The organism is Streptomyces sp. NPDC003691 (genome assembly GCF_053981115.1).
The window spans coordinates 10,117-27,943 of sequence record NZ_JBSFNQ010000092.1 but is presented as its reverse complement, the minus strand read 5'-3'; the positions used below and the strand labels follow the sequence as shown (position 1 = coordinate 27,943).

The window sequence follows — 17,827 nt, the reverse complement described above, 5'->3', positions numbered from 1 at the left end:
GTCCCGCGGAAATCCTTCGGACATGGCAAGCAGAAGACCGTCGGCGGAGACCACCACCGTGTGGGACACCCCGGGGGTGTTGTCCACGAAGTTGGCGCTCGGGCATTCCGGGGGGGGTGGCCGCGGGGCGCCCGCGCACTCCGGCCGCGGGCCGCGGAAGCCCGTTCACCGGAGTCCGCCGCTACCGGGAGAGGGCCCGCCGCTCCGGGCGGGAGCCGTCCTCCCGCTCGCGCCCGGAGCGGCGGGCCTCAGCCCCGGGTCAGCGCCGCAGACCGCGGTCCAGCGCGCTGATCAGCGAACCCTGCTCGTCATCCCCGTCCAGGGACCAGACCATCACGCCGCCGAGACCGTTCCGCTGGGTGTAGCGGGCCTTCTGGGCGGCGACGGCCGGGGTGTCGTACGACCAGAACTCGGTGCCGTCGTACTTCCAGGCCGCGCCGTACTTGCGGTCGGTGTGCACGGTGCCCGGCAGGTCCTTGATGGCCTTGTAGGGCAGCTGGCCGCCGCCGCGCGGGGACATGCCGGTGGCGGGCTGGTAGAGGCCGTTCTTCGGCCCGGCGGGCACTCCCGTCCAGCCGTAGCCCCAGGACGGCACCCCGAGCACCGCCTTGCGGGCGGGCAGGCCGCCGGCCAGGTAGTGCTTCACCACCTTGTCCGCGCTGTAGCTGTACTCGGGGCCGGAGGGGTCGGCCGGGTCGGTGTAGAGGTTCGCCTGGTGGTTGGTCGGGCCCAGCGGCTCCCAGGAGCCGTGCATGGTGTAGGTCATCAGGTTCAGGAAGTCCACGTAGCGGGCGACCTTGGGCAGCTCCAGCCGGTCCGCGACGCCGGTGTTGTTGGCGACGGCCGCCGTCAGCAGGTGGCGCCCCCGCCCGCGGTCGTCACCCGCCGCGTCGAGCTGCCGCCGGAACTCGGCCAGCAGCAGGGTGAAGTTGCGGCCGTCCTCGGGGCGCACATGGTTGTCCGGCAGGCCGTCGCCGCCCGGGTGCTCCCAGTCGAGGTCGATGCCGTCGAAGACGCCCGCGCCGCTGCCCGGTCCGCCGCCCGGCGTGTCCAGCAGCTGCGGCAGGTTGCCCTTGATGTAGAGGTCGACGCAGGAGGACACGAACTTCTTGCGCGCGGCGTCGGTGGCGGCCACGTCCGAGAAGTACTTGGACCAGCCCCAGCCGCCGATCGAGATGACGACCTTCAGCTGGGGGTTCTTCGCCTTCAGCTTCCGCAGCTGGTTGAAGCTGCCCTTCAGCGGCTGGTCCCAGTTGTCGGCGACGCCGTCCACCGAGTTGGCCGCGTCGATCGGGCGCTGGTAGTCGACCCAGGCGTCGGCCTGGTCGGGCAGGTTGTCCGCGAAGCAGGTGCCCTGGGGGGAGATATTGCCGAAGGCGTAGTTGATCACGGTCAGCTTGGCCGCCTGGCCCGAGTCCTGGACCTTCTTGGCGGAGAAGCCGCTGTAGGCGCTCCACGCGGTGAAGTAGGCCACCCGGTGGCCGGGCAGCCGTCGGCTGTCGTCGTCATCGGCGTGAGCGGTCGCGGGGACCGCGGCGAGCGAGGTGAGCAGCGCCGTCGTCAGGAGGAACGCGGAGGTGCGTCTGAACATTCTGGTGGCCTTGTCCGAGCAGGGTCAGATGGTCTGTACCAATCGCGAATCGCGAGAAGAGATCTAGTCCATGCCGGGGGCCGCACACAAGAGGCCGGACCACACGAAGTGGCCCGGCCGTCACTCGAAGTAGCCCATTTCGTGGGCCAGTTGATGGACCATCAGGAATTGGGACCGCACGGCACACACGGCGCCCGGGGCCGGTGGGCGCGCCCCGGGGGCCGTCACTCCGGCCCCCGGGACGGGCCGTCAGCCGAGGGTCGCGGCCCAGCTGTGGACCGCCGCGGCCGTGGCCTCGGCATGGGCCTCCATCATGGTGAAGTGGTTGCCCGGGACATCCACCGCCCGGTGCGGCTGCTCCCAGTACGCCTGCCACTCCTCCGGCTTCGGCACGGTGCCGCTGCCGTCCGCCATGTACTCGGTGGCCCGGACCACCAGGATCGGCGCCTGGATGTCCTCCGGGGTCCAGAAGCCGCCGAACATCCGGAGGTACCAGCCCATCGCGGTGAGCCCGGTACCGTCCATGTAGCCGTAGGAGTCCTCCCGGTCGTAGCCCTCCTTGACCATGCCGGGGCGGATCCGGTCGGTGACACTGGAGGCCTTCGGCAGATACGTGTCCAGCAGGGCGACGCCCGCCGGGCGTACCCCCATCCGCTCCAGGTGCGCGGCGGCGGCATGGGCGAGCCAGCCCCCGGCGGAGGCACCGGCGAGGACGAACGAGCCGCTCTCCGGGTACCGGGCGGCGATCGCCTCGGCCTGGAGCCGGGCCAGCGCCTCCAGGTCCGCCGCGAGCGGTTCGCCGCCGGCATAGCCGGGGGCCGTGAGGACGGACACGTCCCGCAGGTCCTTCAGCGCCGAGGCGAAGCGGAAGTACTGGTGCGGTCCGGCGAGGGCGCTGATGGACGTCAGGCAGACCACGGCCGGGCCCTCCGGTCCGCGGGCGAACGGCACCAGTTCGGGCCGCTTCGCCAACTGCGCGGGGTCGGCGAACGTGGGCCGCGCCAGCGATGCGGCCATCAGCAGATCCGCGGCCTCGTCGAGCATGCCGACCCGGCTGGCCTGCCGGTACACACCGGCGAGGGAGTCCAGGGAGGTGTCGGCGGCGGGCGGGATCTCGGCGACGGCCCGCAGCAGTTGCCGGGCCTCGTCGAACTTCCCCTGCTCGCAGGCCTGCCGGTACAGACCGGCGATGGAGTCGCTCCGGTCGTTGCCGCCCCGGGGCGCTCCGGCCGGTGCGGCCGCCGACGCCTCGGCAAAGGCACCGGCCAGTTCGGCCCGGAGGTACTGGGTGAGGGCGACCGGGGTCCCGTGCTCGAAGATCAGCTTGGTGGGCAGCTTCAGTCCGAGCGCCGCGTTGAGCCGGTTGCGCAGCTCCACCGCGGCCAGCGAGTCGACGCCGTACTCGATGAACCCGCGGCCGGGTTCGATCGCCCCGGCGCCCTCGTGGCCGAGGACGGCGGCGACCAGCGAGCGCACCAGGTCGACGAGGACCTCGTCGCGCTCGGCGGGGCTGAGTCCCGCGAGCCGTTCGACGAGTCCGGCGCCGGTCTCGGCGGCGGCCCGCCGGACCGGGACCCGGATCAGTCCGCGCAGCAGCGGCTGGACGAATCCGGCCGCGGCCTGGGCCCGCAGGGCGGCCGTGTCCAGCCGGACGGGCACCAGTACGGCACTGTCGGCCCGGCGGGAGGCGTCGAAGAGGGCGAGGCCCTCGTCGGCGGTCAGCGGGGCGAACCCGGAGCGGCTCATCCGGCTGACGTCGGTGTCGCCGACGGTGTCCGCCATGGCACCGCGGTCCTCCCACAGCCCCCAGGCCAGGGAGGACGCGGTGAGCCCGAGGGCCCGCCGGTGCTGGGCGAGGGCGTCGAGGAAGGCGTTGGCCGCCGCGTAGTTGCCCTGGCCGGGGCCGCCGAAGGTACCGGCGGCCGAGGAGAACAGGATGAAGGCGGTCAGTTCGCGGTCGCGGGTCAGCTCGTGCAGATACCAGGCCGCGTCGACCTTGGGCCGCAGCACCCGGTCCAGCTTCTCCGGGGTCAGCGACGAGATCACGCCGTCGTCGAGGGCACCGGCGATATGGACGACCGCGCCGAGGTCCGGGTGGGCGCCGACGAGTCCGGCGACGGCGTCCCGGTCGGCGAGGTCGCAGGCCACGGCGGTGGCCTCGGCGCCCAGGGCGGCGAGCGAGGCCAGCAGCTCCGCCGCGCCGTCGGCGTCCGGTCCGCGGCGGCTCGCCAGGACCAGCCTGCGGGCGCCGTGTTCGGTGACCAGCCGCCGGGTGACCATCGCTCCGAGCGCGCCCATGGCGCCGGTGACCAGGACCGTTCCGCCGAGCGCCGCGGGTTCGGCGGCGGCCGGGACGACCCGGGCGAGCCGGGGCACCAGCACCGTGCCGCCGCGTACGGCGGCCTGCGGCTCGCCGGTGGCCAGTACGGCGGGTACGGCGCGCAGCGACGCGTCCTCGTCGTCGACGTCGATCAGGGCGAAGCGCTCCGGTTCCTCGGACTGGGCGGACCGCAGCAGCCCCCAGACCGCGGCGAGGCCGAGGTCGGGGCCGTCGTCCTCCTTGCCGGTGTCGACGGCCCGCGAGGTGAGGACGGTCAGCCGGGACCGGGCGAACCGGTCGTCGGCCAGCCACTGCTGGAGTGCGGCCAGCACTCCGCCGACGGTGCTGCGCACCGCGTCCGGCACCTCGCCCGCGGCGGCCGGGCAGACCAGGACGACCTCGTCCGGCACCCGGTCGCCGAGGGCGGCCACATCGTCGAGGGTGTTGACGCCGGCGAGGCCGAGCCGTTCGTCGGCGGGGCCGACGACAACGGCGTCGGCCCGCCCGGCGGCGGTGACGGGCACCCACTCCAGGCCGTGGAGGGACCGGTCGCGGGCGGCGAGCCGCCCGGGCGACGGGGCCCGCAGGGTGACCGCGTCTGCCTCGGCGACCGGCCGGCCCGCCGGGTCGGCGAGTTCGAGCCGTACGGTGTCGTCTCCGGCCGGGGTCAGCCTGACCCGGAGCGCGGCGGCCCCGGCGGCGTACAGGCGCAGCCCCCGCCAGCGCTGCGGCAGCACGGCCCGGCCGTCGAGTGCTGCCGGGTGGAACGCGGCGTCGAGGAGCGCCGGGTGCAGACCGAAGGCGCCGGGTTCGGTACCGGTGTCGAGGGTGATGTCGGCGCAGAGCGCGTCGCCGCTGCGCCAGGCGGCGCGGACGCCCTGGAAGGCGGGCCCGTGGGCGAACCCGGCGGCCATCAGGGTGTCGTAGAGGCCGTCGACGGGGATGCCGACGGCTCCGGCCGGGGGCCAGACGGTCAGCTCGCCGGAGGGCGGGGTGTCCGAGGTGCCGAGGGTGCCGGTCAGATGCCGGACCCAGGGCCGGTCGTCGCCGTCGGAGCGGGAGTGCAGGGTCACGGTCCGCAGGCCGTTGCCGTCGGGTGCGGTGACGATGAGCTGGACCGCGACGCCGCCGGTCTCGGGCAGGGCCAGCGGCTCCTCCAGGACCAGTTCCGTCACGGTGTCGCAGTCGAGGCTGCGGCCGGCGTGGGCGGCGATCTCCACCAGCGCGGCGCCGGGGACGAGGGCCGTGTCGAGGACGGTGTAGTCCGCGAGCCACGGGTGGGTGTCGGCGGACAGCCGGCCGGTGAAGAGGACCCCGTCGGTGTCGGCGAGGGTGACGGCGGCGCCGAGCAGCGGATGCCCGGCCGAGCCGAGGCCGACCGCGGTGATGTCCCCGGCCCGGCCCTCGCTGAGGTCGGGCCAGTAGTGCTGCTTCTGGAAGGCGTACGTGGGCAGGTCCACGCGGCGGGCGCCGGTGCCCGTGAACAGGCCCGGCCAGTCGACGGGGACACCATGGGCCCAGGCTTCGCCGAATGCGGTGAGGAGGCGCTCGGGGCCGCCTTCGCCGCGCCGCAGGGTGGCCGCGACGGTGGCCGTCTCCACGGTGCCCTGGACGGCGCCGCCCAGGAGGGGATGGGGCGAGGATTCGAGGAAGAGGGCGTATCCGTCGGCGGCCAGGGCTCCGACCGCCTGCTCGAATTCGACCGGTTCGCGCATATTGCGGTACCAGTAGCCGGTGTCGAGCCCGGCGGTGTCGAACCGGCCGCCGGTCACCGTGGAGTAGAACGGGATGTCGGAGGTGCGGGGCGCGACGGGCGCCAAGTCGGCGAGCAGTTGGGTGCGCAGCGCGTCGACCTGCGCGGAGTGCCCGGCCGTGTCGATGCCTTCGATACGGCGGGCCCGGTGGCCCTCCGCAACCAGCCCGGCCACCAGCTCGTCCAGCGCCGCGGGGTCACCGGCCACCGCACAGGCGGCAGGCCCGTTGACGGCGGCGACGGACAGCGCGTCGCCGAACCGCTCCAGCCGCTCCCGTACCTCGGCGGCCGGGAGCGCTACGGACGCCATACCGCCCTTGCCCGCGAGCGACAGCCACGCCTGGCTGCGCAGCGCCACGATCCGGGCGCCGTCCTCCAGCGACAGACCACCCGCCACCACAGCGGCCGCGATCTCACCCTGCGAGTGGCCCACCACGGCGGCGGGCTCGACTCCGCAGGAGCGCCAGACGGCGGCCAGGGACACCATCATGGTCCAGAGCACGGGCTGGACGACATCCACCCGCTTCAGCAGCTCCGCATCGTCCAGAGCCGCCATCAAGTCCCAGTCCAGGAAGGGCTCCAGGGCACGGGCGCACTCCGCCACCGAGTCCCGGAACACCGGGGACGCGTCCAGCAGCCCGGCGGCCATCCCGACCCACTGCGAGCCCTGCCCCGGGAACACGAACACCACCCGGTCACCCGGTCCGGAGACGGCGCCGTGCGCCACCCCGGTGGTCTCCGCGCCGTCGGCGAACGCCCGCAGTCTCGCGGTCAGCTCGTCGGTGTCCGTGCCGACGACGACGGCCCGGTGCTCGAACACCGACCGCGAGGTCGCCAGCGACCAGCCCGTATCGGCGATTCCGACGGATGCGTCGACGGGGGCGCTCGTTCCGGCCCGGGTGCTTCCGGCCGCGCCCGCGAAGGCCGTCTCCAGCAGCTTCGCCGCCTGGGCCCGTACCGCCTCCGGCGAACGGCCCGACAGCACCCACGGCACCGCGCCCGACACCGGAGCCGTCCCGGCCGCGACGGTGGGAAGGGTCTGCTCGGGGGCTTCTTCGATGATGGTGTGGGCGTTGGTGCCGCTGATGCCGAAGGACGAGACGCCCGCCCGGCGGGGCCGCCCGTTCCGCTCCCAGGCGGCCGGTTCGCCGAGCAGCCGTACCGCGCCCGCCGTCCAGTCGATGTGCGGGCTGGGCTCACCGGCGTGGAGCGTCGGGGGCAGCACGCCGTGCCGCAGGGCCATCACCATCTTGATGATGCCCGCGACTCCGGCGGCGGCCTGGGTGTGGCCGATGTTCGACTTGATGGAGCCGAGGCGGAGCGGCCGGTCCTCCGGCCGGTCCTGGCCGTAGGTGGCGAGCAGTGCCTGTGCCTCGATGGGGTCGCCGAGTACGGTGCCGGTGCCGTGGGCCTCGACCGCGTCGACGTCGGCGTAGGTCAGTCCGGCGTTGGCGAGCGCCTGGCGGATGACGCGCCGCTGCGAGGGGCCGTTGGGTGCGGTGAGGCCGTTGGACGCGCCGTCCTGGTTGACCGCGCTCCCCCGGACCACCGCGAGCACCTGGTGCCCGTTGCGCCGGGCGTCGGAGAGCCGCTCCACGAGGAGCATGCCGACTCCTTCGGAGAAGCCCGCGCCGTTGGCCCCGGAGCCGAACGCCTTGCACCGTCCGTCGGGGGCGAGCCCGCCCGAGCGGCTGAGTTCGATGAGGACATCGGGCGAGGACATCACCGAGATACCGCCGGCCAGCGCCAGATCGCATTCGCCCTGCCGCAGGGCCTGTACGGCGAGGTGCAGGGTGACCAGCGACGAGGAGCAGGCGGTGTCGACGGTGACCGCCGGGCCCTCCAGACCGAAGGTGTACGAGATCCGGCCGGACGCGATGCTGCCGGAGTTCCCGGTGCCGACATAGCCGTCGCCGCCGCCCGGCGACTGCTGGAGGATCTGCGCGTAGTCGTGGTACATCAGGCCCGCGAAGACGCCGGTCCGGCTGCCGCGGAGGCTCTTCGGGTCGATTCCGGCGCGTTCGAAGGCTTCCCAGGAGGTCTCCAGGAGCAGCCGGTGCTGCGGGTCCATGGAGAGGGCTTCGCGCGGGCCGATCCCGAAGAAGGCCGGGTCGAACTCGCCCGCGTCGTGGAGGAAGCCGCCCGCCTCGCTGTACCGGACATCGGGGCTCTGCGGATTGGGGTCGTGGAGCCGGGAGGCGTCCCAGCTCCGGTTGGCGGGGTACGGGGTGATGCCGTCGCGGCCCTCGATGACCAGGTCCCACAGCTCTTCCGGGCCGGTGACACCGCCGGGGAAGCGGCAGGACATGGCGACGATGGCGATCGGCTCGTCGGTGGCGGCCGAGCCCGCGGCGGTGACGGCGGCCTGGTGCTCCCCGGCGCCCATCAGCTCACCGTGCAGATAGTCCGCGAGTACCTCGGCCGACGGGTAGTCGAAGACGAGGGTGGCGGGCAGTTTGAGGCCGGTGGCCGGGGTGAGGCGGTTGCGGAGTTCGACGGCGGTCAGCGAGTCGAAGCCCAGCTCGGTGAAGGCGCGGGCGGGTTCGACGGCGGCGGCCGACGGATGGCCGAGTACGGCGGCGGCCTCGGCCCGCACCAGGCCGAGGAGTTCGGCGGCCCGGTCCTCCGCGGAGAGGGCGAACAGCCGGCGCAGCAGCTCGCCCGCGGCCTCGCTGGTTCCCGCGTCGGCCCGGCGCCTGGCCGGTACCCGTACCAGGCCGCTGAGGATCGGCGGGACGAGCCCGCTCGCCGCGCCCATGGTGAGGGTGGGCAGGTCGAGTGCCATCGGGACCAGGACGGCCCGTCCGGTGCCGGGCCCGGCGGCGACGGCGGTGTCGAAGAGTTCCAGCCCCTGTGCGGGGGTGAGCGGCAGGACGCCGGAGCGGTTCATCCGGCGCAGGTCGGCATCGGCGAGTCCGCCCGCCATACCGTCGGTCTGCTCCCACATGCCCCAGGCGAGGGAGGTGGCGGGCAGCCCTTCGGCCAGGCGGTGTCCGGCGAGGGCGTCGAGGAACGCGTTGGCCGCGGCGTAGTTGGCCTGGCCGGGGCTGCCGACGGTGCCCGCGGCGGAGGAGAACAGTACGAAGGCGGTCAGTTCGCGGTCGCGGGTCAGCTCGTGCAGATGCCAGGCGGCGTCCACCTTGGGCCGCAGTACGGCCGCCATCCGCTCGGGGGTGAGGGACGGGAGGATCCCGTCGTCGAGTACGCCCGCGGTGTGGACGACTCCGGTCAGGCCGGGGACGGTGTCCAGAAGGGCGGCGAGGGCTTCGCGGTCGGCGGTGTCGCATGCCTCGATCCGCACGTCGGCGCCCAGGTCGCGCAGTTCCGCGGCGAGTTCGGCGGCGCCTTCGGCGGCCGGGCCGCGGCGGCCGGTGAGGACCAGGCTGCGTACTCCGTGGACGGTGACGAGATGGGTGGCGACGAGCCTGCCGAGGGCGCCGGTGCCGCCGGACACCAGGACCGTGCCGTCGGGGCCGAACGCCGGGGCCCCGGGCTCGGGCAGCCGGATCCGGGCGAGCCGGGGCACAGTGGCCACGCCCGCGCGGAATGCGAGCTGGGGTTCGCCGGAGGCGAGCAGCTCGCCCCAGGCGGGCCGCGGGGTGCCGGCCGGGCCTTCGGGGCCCGCCGTACCGTCGGTCTCGACCAGGACGAACCGGCCGGGGTTCTCGGTCTGGGCGGTCCGGACCAGGCCGGTGACCACGGAGTGGGCCAGGCCGGGGCCGGTGACCAGGACCAGCCGGGAGGTGGCGAACCGGTCCCGGGCCAGCCACTCCCGCATCAGGTCGAGGGTGGCGACGGCGGTGCGGTGCGCGCCGTCGATCACACTGCCGGCCGACGTGCCGGTGTCGGCGTCGGTGCTGGTGCCGGTGTCGGGTACCAGGGCGACCACGGCTTCGGGCGCGCCGCCGACGGTGTCGACGGTGTCGAGGGCCTCGGCCGTGTATCCGTCGAGGACGGCGATTGCAGCGGCTTCGGCGGATGCGGCGGTTTCGGTGGGGGTGCCGCCGGTGGGTACCGGGACGAAGTCGAGCCCGAAGAGCGCGTCGTGGTGGGAGGTGGTGCGGAGGGCGTCGGCCGCGAGGGTGCGCATGACCAGCGAGTCGACGGTGACGACGGCCCGGCCCGCGGGGTCGGTGGCGCGCAGGGTGACGCCGGTTCCGCTGGGTGCCAGCCGGACCCGCAGGGTGCGGGCGCCCGCGGCGTGGAGCCGTACACCGGTCCAGGCGAAGGGGAGCCTGCCCTGTCCGGCCCCCATGCCGTCGCCGGTGTCGTCCAGGGACTCCAGGGCGAGGGCGTGCAGGGCGGCGTCGAAGAGTGCGGGGTGCAGCCCGAAGTGGGCGGCGTCGTCGCCGGGCAGGGTGACTTCGGCGAAGACCTCGTGGCCGGGGCCGGTGCCGCGGCGCCAGGCGGCTTGCAGGCCCTGGAAGACGGGGCCGTAGGAGAAGCCGTACCGGCCGAGGGTCTCGTAGAGGCCGTCGACGGGGAGTGCGGTGGCGCCGGGCGGCGGCCACTCGGCGCCGTCGTCGGGGGTCTCGTCGGGCGCGGCGGGGGCCATGCCGAGGAAGCCCGCGGCATGCCGGGTCCAGGGGGCGTCGGGCGAGGCGTCGTCGGGCCGGGAGTGGACGGCGACGGGGTGGCGGCCGGAGCCGTCGGGGGCGTCGACCGTGACCTGGAGGGAGACACCGCCGCGTTCGGGCACCACGAGCGGTGCCTCGATGGTCAGTTCTTCGAGATGGTCGCGGCCGATGTGGTCACCCGCGTGGACGGCGAGGTCGACGAACGCGGTCCCGGCGAGCAGGGCCGCTCCGGCGACGGTGTGGTCGGCGAGCCAGGGGTGGGTGCGCAGCGAGAGCCGGCCGGTGAGGACGAGTCCGCGTTCGTCCGCGAGGGAGACGGCGGCACCGAGCAGCGGATGGTACGAGGGGCCGATTCCGGCCGCGGTGACATCACCGGCGCCGGGGCCGTTCTCGATCCAGTAGCGCTGCCGCTGGAAGGCGTAGGTGGGCAGGTCGGTGCGGCGGGCGCCGGTGCCGTCGAAGACGGCTGCCCAGTCGGGGGTGAATCCGGCGGTGTGGACGCGGCCGAGGGCGGTGAGCGCCGTGCGCACCTCGGGGCGGTCCTTGCGGAGCAGGGGGGCGGACCGGCCTTCGGTGAGGGCGGAGAGGACGCCGTGCGGGCCGATCTCCAGGAAGGTGGTGACACCGTACTCGCCGAGCCGGGTGAGGGCGTCGTGGAAGCGGACCGCTTCGCGGACATGCCGTACCCAGTACTCGGCGTCGACCTCGGTGGGCTGTCCGGCGACGGGCACCCGCGCCCGCTCGTACGTCAGTGTCTCGGCGACGGTACGGAACTCGTCCAGCATGGGGTCCATGAGGTGCGAGTGGAAGGCGTGGCTGACGCGGAGGCGCTTGTTCTTCCACCGCGAGGCGAGCGCGAGGACGGCGTCCTCGTCGCCGGACAGGACCACGGAGCGGGGCCCGTTGACGGCCGCGATGTCCACGCCGTCGTACTCGGCGAGGTGCGGGCGTACGTCGTCCTCCGAGGCTTCCACGGCGACCATCGCGCCGCCCTCGGGCAGGGCGCCCATCAGCCTGCCGCGAGCCGCGACCAGCGTGCAGGCGTCCTCCAGCGAGAACACCCCGGCGACATGGGCGGCCGCGATCTCGCCCACCGAGTGCCCGGCGAGATAGTCGGGGCGGACACCCCAGGACTCGACGAGGCGGAACAGCGCCACCTCGACCGCGAACAGCGCGGCCTGGGCGTACTCGGTCCGGTTCAGCAGCTCCGCGTCATCGCCGAAGACGACGTCCCGGACGGGCCGGTCCAGCCGGGTGTCCAGATACGCACACACCTGGTCGAAGGCGTCGGCGTAGACCGGGAACGTGTCGTACAGCTCCCGGCCCATGCCGATGCGCTGGCTGCCCTGACCGGTGAACAGGAAGGCCAGCCGTCCCCCGGCCCGCGCTCCGCGCACGGCGGTGGAGCGGCCTTCGGCCAGCGCCGTCAGCTCCGCCGCCAGCTCCTCCCGGTCCGCCACCGTCAGCACCGCACGGTGCTCCAGCACCGACCGCGTCGTGCCCAGCGAATAGGCGAGGTCCAGCAACCCGGCACCGGAAGCCACCGGCTCCAGCAACCGTGCTGCCTGAGCCCGCAGACCCTCCGCCGAACCCGCCGACACCACCACCGGAACCACCGGCAGCACCACCCGCGCCGCCGCGTGGTCCGCGGGCTCCGGCTCGGGAGCCTGTTCCAGGATCATATGGACGTTGGTGCCGCTGACACCGAAGGCGGAGAGACCCGCGCGGCGCGGCCTGCCGGTCTCCGGCCAGTCGGTTTCCTCGGTGACCAGCCGGACGGCGCCGGAGGCCCAGTCGACGTGCGGGGTGGGCTCGTCGACATGGAGGGTGCGGGGCACCCGGCCCTCGCGCATGGCGAGGACGAGCTTGATGAGCCCGGCGGCCCCGGCGGCGGTCTGGGTGTGGCCGATGTTGGACTTCACCGAGCCGAGCAGCAGGGGGGTGGCACGGTCCTGGCCGTAGGCGGCGAGGAGGGCCTCGGCCTCGATGGGGTCGCCGAGGCGGGTGCCGGTGCCATGGGCTTCGACGACGTCGACTTCGGCGGGCGTCAGTCCGGCGTTGGCCAGGGCCTGCCGGATGACGCGCTGCTGGGAGGGCCCGTTGGGTGCGGTGATCCCGTTGGAGGCACCGTCCTGGTTGACCGCGGAGCCGCGGAGGATCGCGAGCACGGGGTGGCCGTTGCGGCGGGCGTCGGAGAGCCGCTCCAGCAGGACGACACCGGCGCCCTCGCCCCAGCCGGTGCCGTCGGCGGCGGCCGCGAACGCCTTGACCCGGCCATCGGCGGCCTGGCCGCGCTGGCGGCTGAACTCGACGAAGACGCCGGGGTTGGTGAGGACGGCGACGCCGCCCGCGAGCGCGAGGTCGCATTCGCCGGTGCGCAGCGACTGGGCGGCGTAGTGGAGGGCGACCAGTGAGGAGGAGCAGGCGGTGTCGACGGTGACCGCCGGGCCCTCCAGGCCGAGGACGTACGAGATCCGGCCGGAGAGGACGGCGGACGCGCTGCCGGTGATGAAGTAGCCCTCGGCGCCTTCGGGGACCCGGGTCAGATTGGTGGCGTAGCCGGAGGAGGAGGCGCCGATGAACACGCCGGAGGCGCTGCCGCGGAGGGTGGCCGGGTCGATGCCGGCCCGTTCGAACGCCTCCCAGGAGGTTTCGAGGAGCAGCCGCTGCTGCGGGTCCATGACGAGGGCCTCGCGGGGGCTGATCCCGAAGAATCCGGCGTCGAAGTCGGGTGCCTCGTGGACGAAGGCGGCTTCGCGGGTGTGGCTGGTGCCGGGGTGGTCCGGGTCGGGGTGGTAGAGGGCGTCGAGGTCCCAGCCGCGGTCGTCGGGGAACCCGGTGACGGCGTCGCGGCCCTCGGTGAGGAGCTTCCAGTACTCCTCGGGGCCGGACACCCCGCCCGGGAAGCGGCAGCCGACGGCGACGACGGCGATCGGGTCGTCGCCGGTGGCCGTGGTGGCCGTGACGGGTCCGGTGACGGCCGTATCGCGGCCGATCAGCAGGTCGTCGACGAAGCGGGCGACGGCGGTGGGGGTCGGCCGGTCGAAGACAAGGGTGGTGGGCAGGGTGAGTCCGGTGTCGGCGGCGAGCCGGTTCCGCATGGCGACGGCGGTCACCGAGTCGAAGCCGATATCGCGGAACGCCCGGCCGGGTTCGATCAGTTCTGCGCCGCTGAAGCCGAGTACGGCGGCGGCATGGTCGCGGACCAGGTCCTCCAGGATCCGCAGGCGTTCGGTGTCGGGCAGTCCGGCGAGCCGTTCGGCGAGGGCGTTCCCGGTGCCGTCGGTGGTGTCGGCCCCGGCGGCCGCGGCGTCGAGGGCGGCCCGGGCCCCGGGGATTTCGTCCAGGAGCGGGCGGGGCCGGGAGACCGTGAAGGCGGTGGCGAACCGGGCCCAGTCCATCCGGGTGACGGCGAGGAACGTCTCGTCGTGATCGAGTGCCTGCTGGAGGGCGGCGACGGCGAGTTCGGGTGCCATGGAGAGCAGTCCGCGGGCCCGCAGATGGCGGGCGGCGTCCTCCTCGGCGGCCATTCCGCCCTCGCTCCAGCCGCCCCAGGCGACGGAGGTCGCGGTCAGTCCGCGGGCGCGGCGCAGTTCGGCGAAGGCGTCCTGGTAGGCGTTGGCCGCGGCGTAGGCGCCCTGGCCGCCGCCGCCCCAGACGCCCGCGCCGGAGGAGAACAGCACAAAGGCGTCGAGGGGTTCGGCGCCGAGGGCGCCGTCGAGCAGGGCGTCCAGGTTGGCGGTGCCGGTGACCTTGGCGGCGAGGGTGTCGGCGAGGACGTCCGGGTCGGTCTCGGTGAGCGGGACGAGGGGGGCGATGCCCGCCGCGTGCATGACGGAGCGGATCGGGGTGCCGTCCTCGGCGAGGGAGGCGACGAGGGCCGCGAGGGTGTCGCGGTCGGCGACGTCGCAGGCGGCGACGGTGACCCGGGTACCGAATTCCCTTAGTTCGGCGGCGAGTTCGCCGGCGCCGGGCGTTTCCTCGCCGCGGCGGCTGGTGAGGACGAGGTGTCCGGCGCCGCGGCGGGCGAGCCAGCGGGCGATATGGGCGCCGACGCCGCCGACACCGCCGGTGACCAGGACGGTGCCCCGCGGGGTCCAGTCGCGGGGGGCGGGGGTGTCGTTCAGCGGTGCGGGCACCAGGCGGCGGACGAAGATGCCGGACGGCCGGACGGCGAGCTGGTCCTCGTCGCCGATTCCGGCGAGGACCCTGGCGAGCCGGCCCGCGGCCCGGTCGTCGAGGACGGCGGGCAGGTCGACGAGACCGCCCCAGCGGTCGGCGTGTTCCAGGCCGACGACCCGGCCCAGTCCCCAGATGTACGCCTGGGCGGCGCTGCCCAGCGGGTCGGAGCGGCCGATGGAGACGCCCTGGCGGGTGGCGATCCACAGCGGGCAGGCCGGGCCTTCGGCGACCAGCTCGCGGACCAGGGCCAGGGTGTCTTCGAGGTCCAGCAGGGTCACCACACCGGCCGCGGACTCGCCCGCGACGGAGGTGACCAGTTCGGGTTCGGCGCCATGGCCGCGCAGGGCCCGGACGACGAGGTCGGCGGCTTCGGCGGACTCGGCGGACCCGGTGTCCGCGAGGACCAGCCAGCGCCCGGAGAGCGTGGGCGCCGGGGGCTCGGCGACCGGCCGCCAGGCGATCCGGAACCGCCAGGAGTCGACGGTGTTCTTCTCGGTGCGGTCGCGGCGCCAGGTGTCCAGGGTGGTGCGGGCGGTGTCGTCGAGCGCGAGGTCACCGCGTTCGAGGGCGGCCCACAGTTCGGTGTCGCTCTCGCCGTGGGCCACAGCGGGGGCGGTGGTCGGCTCGGGCCAGTAGCGCTGCTTCTGGAAGGCGTAGGTGGGCAGGGAGGCGCGGGGGGCGCCGGTACCGGCGAACAGGCCCGGCCAGTCGACGGGGGCGCCGTGGACGTATGCCTCGGCGAGGGCGGTGAGCAGGCGCCCGGGGCCGCCTTCGCCGCGGCGCATGGTGGCCGTGACGGTGGCCGTGGCGGCCGTGCCCTGAATGGCGGGGCCGAGGAGGGGATGGGGGGAGGATTCGAGGAAGAGGGCGAACCCGTCCGCGGCCAGGGCTCCGACCGCCTGCTCGAACTCGACCGGTTCGCGCATATTGCGGTACCAGTAGCCGGTGTCGAGTCCGGCGGTGTCGAACCGGCCGCCGGTGACGGTCGAGTAGAACGGGATGTCGGAGGAGCGGGGTGCGACGGGCGCCAAGTCGGCGAGCAGCCGCTCCCGCAGGGCGTCGACCTGGGCGGAGTGTCCGGCCGTGTCGATGCCTTCGATCCGGCGGGCCCGGTGGCCCTCCGCGACCAGCCCGGCCACCAGCTCGTCCAGCGCCGCCGGATCACCCGCCACCGCACAGGCGGCAGGCCCGTTCACCGCGGCAACGGACAGCACATCACCGAACCGCTCCAGCCGCTCCCGTACATCGGCGGCGGGGAGGGCGACGGACGCCATCCCGCCCTTGCCCGCCAGCGAAAGCCACGCCTGGCTGCGCAAAGCCACGATCCGCGCGCCGTCCTCCAGCGACAGACCACCCGCCACCACAGCAGCCGCGATCTCACCCTGCGAGTGGCCCACCACCGCGGCAGGCTCCACCCCGTACGAACGCCAGACGGCGGCCAGGGACACCATCATCGTCCACAGCACGGGCTGGACCACGTCCACCCGCTTCAACAGCTCCGCATCGCCCAGAGCCGCCGTCACATCCCAGTCCAGGAACGGCTCCAGAGCACGCGCACACTCCGCCACCGCGTCCCGGAACACCGGCTCCGACTCCAGCAACCCCGCGGCCATCCCCACCCACTGCGACCCCTGCCCCGGGAACACGAACACCACCCGGTCGCCGACGGCCGTCCCAGTGACGGTGCCCGGCCGGGCGAGTCCGGCGGCGACGGCTTCGAGCCCGGCGGCGAGGGTGCCGGAGTCGCCGCCGATGACGACGGCGCGGTGTTCGAAGGCGGACCGTGCGGCGAGGGTGCCGCCGACGGCGGCGGGGTCGAGCCCGGTGACGGCGCGGCCGAGCCGGGCCGCCTGCTCGCGTACGGCATCGGCGGACCGGCCCGACACCACCCACGGCAGAACCCCGGCGAAGGGCTCCACGGAGGGCTCGGCGGAGGGCTCGGCGGGTGCGGCGGAAGGCTCCGCCTTCTCCTCGGCGGCCTGTTCCAGGATGACGTGCGCGTTGGTGCCGCTGATCCCGAAGGACGAGACGGCGGCGCGCCGCGGCCGGTCCAGCGCGGGCCACGGCCGGGCCTCGGCGAGCAGTTCCACGGCGCCCGCGGTCCAGTCGACCTGGGGGGTGGGCGCGTCGACGTTCAGGGTCTTCGGCATCACGCCGTGCCGCAGCGCCTCGACCATCTTGATGATGCCCGCGACACCGGCGGCGGCCTGGGTGTGCCCGATGTTCGACTTGACGGACCCGAGCCGCAGCGGCCGGCCCTGGGGCCGGTCCTTGCCGTAGGTGGCGAGCAGCGCCTGCGCCTCGATGGGGTCGCCCAGGCGGGTGCCGGTGCCGTGTGCCTCGACGACGTCGACATCGGCGGCGGTCAGCCCGGCGTTGGCGAGGGCCTGCCGGATGACACGCTGCTGGGACGGGCCGTTGGGGGCGGTCAGTCCGCTGGACGCACCGTCCTGGTTGACCGCGGAGCCCCGGACGACGGCGAGTACGGGGTGGCCGAGCCGCCGGGCGTCGGAGAGCTTCTCCAGCAGGAGCATGCCCGCGCCCTCGGAGAAGCCGGTGCCGTCGGCGGCGGCCGCGAACGCCTTCACTCGGCCGTCGGCGGCGAGTCCGCCCTGCCGGGAGAACTCGACGAGGGAGGTGGGGGTGGCCATCACGGAGACACCGCCGGCCAGCGCGAAGGAGCACTCGCCCTTCCGCAGGGACTGGGCGGCGAGGTGCAGGGTGACCAGCGAAGACGAGCAGGCGGTGTCGACGGTGACCGCCGGGCCCTCCAGACCGAAGGTGTACGAGATCCGGCCGGACGCGATGCTGTTGGAGGTGCCGGTCGCCATGAACGACTGGGAGCCCTCGGGGACTTCGCCGAGGAGGGACGCGTAGTCCTGGTACATGACGCCGACGAAGACCCCGGCGCGGGCGCCCTGGACGGAGCGCGGGTCGATACCGCCGCGCTCCATGGCCTCCCAGGCGGTCTCCAGCAGCAGCCGCTGCTGGGGGTCCATCGCGAGGGCCTCGTGCGGGCTGATCCCGAAGAACCCGGCGTCGAAGTCGGCGACCCCGGCCAGGAATCCGCCCTCCCTGGTGGCGGAGGTGCCGGGGTGGTCCGGGTCCGGGTGGTGGAGCCGCTCCAGGTCCCAGCCGCGGTCCGCCGGGAACGGCGAGATCGCGTCGCCGCCCGACTCCACCAGCGACCACAGCTCGTCCGGGGACTCCACACCGCCGGGGAACCGGCAGCTCATCGCCACAACGGCGATCGGCTCCCGGCCCGCGTCCTCGGCATCGCGGAGCCGCTGGCGGGTCTGTGCGAGATCGGTGGTGACCCGCTTCAGATAGTCCCGGAGCTTGTCCTCGTTCCCCGTGTGCCCCGTGTTGCCCATCAGTACTACTCCCTGTCCAGGTAACGAGCC

At 74.3% G+C, this 17,827-nt stretch carries 3 protein-coding genes; all 3 read right to left on the bottom strand.

Going from position 1 to position 17,827, the window contains the following annotated elements:
• On the bottom strand, window positions 1-87 hold an 87-nt coding region (locus ACWDR0_RS29325; protein ID WP_456354818.1), incomplete at its 3' end, for a roadblock/LC7 domain-containing protein.
• A gap of 172 nt (window positions 88-259) precedes the next feature.
• Window positions 260-1,591 carry a glycoside hydrolase family 18 protein gene (locus tag ACWDR0_RS29320; protein WP_456354817.1) on the bottom strand — a complete coding sequence of 444 codons (1,332 nt, stop codon included), beginning with the start codon at window positions 1,589-1,591 and terminating at the stop codon, window positions 260-262.
• A 249-nt stretch (window positions 1,592-1,840) separates the two neighbouring features.
• The gene (locus ACWDR0_RS29315) at window positions 1,841-17,797 is read right to left on the bottom strand and encodes a type I polyketide synthase (RefSeq protein WP_456354816.1); all 15,957 of its coding nucleotides are present in this window, start codon (window positions 17,795-17,797) and stop codon (window positions 1,841-1,843) included.
• Between the last annotated feature and the right edge of the window lie 30 nt (window positions 17,798-17,827).

What these genes read in the sequence shown, in the direction of transcription:
- ACWDR0_RS29315 (WP_456354816.1), bottom strand. Translation starts at nt 17,797, where the DNA reads ATGGGCAACACGGGGCACACGGGGAACGAGGACAAGCTCCGGGACTAT.
- ACWDR0_RS29320 (WP_456354817.1), bottom strand. Translation starts at nt 1,591, where the DNA reads ATGTTCAGACGCACCTCCGCGTTCCTCCTGACGACGGCGCTGCTCACC.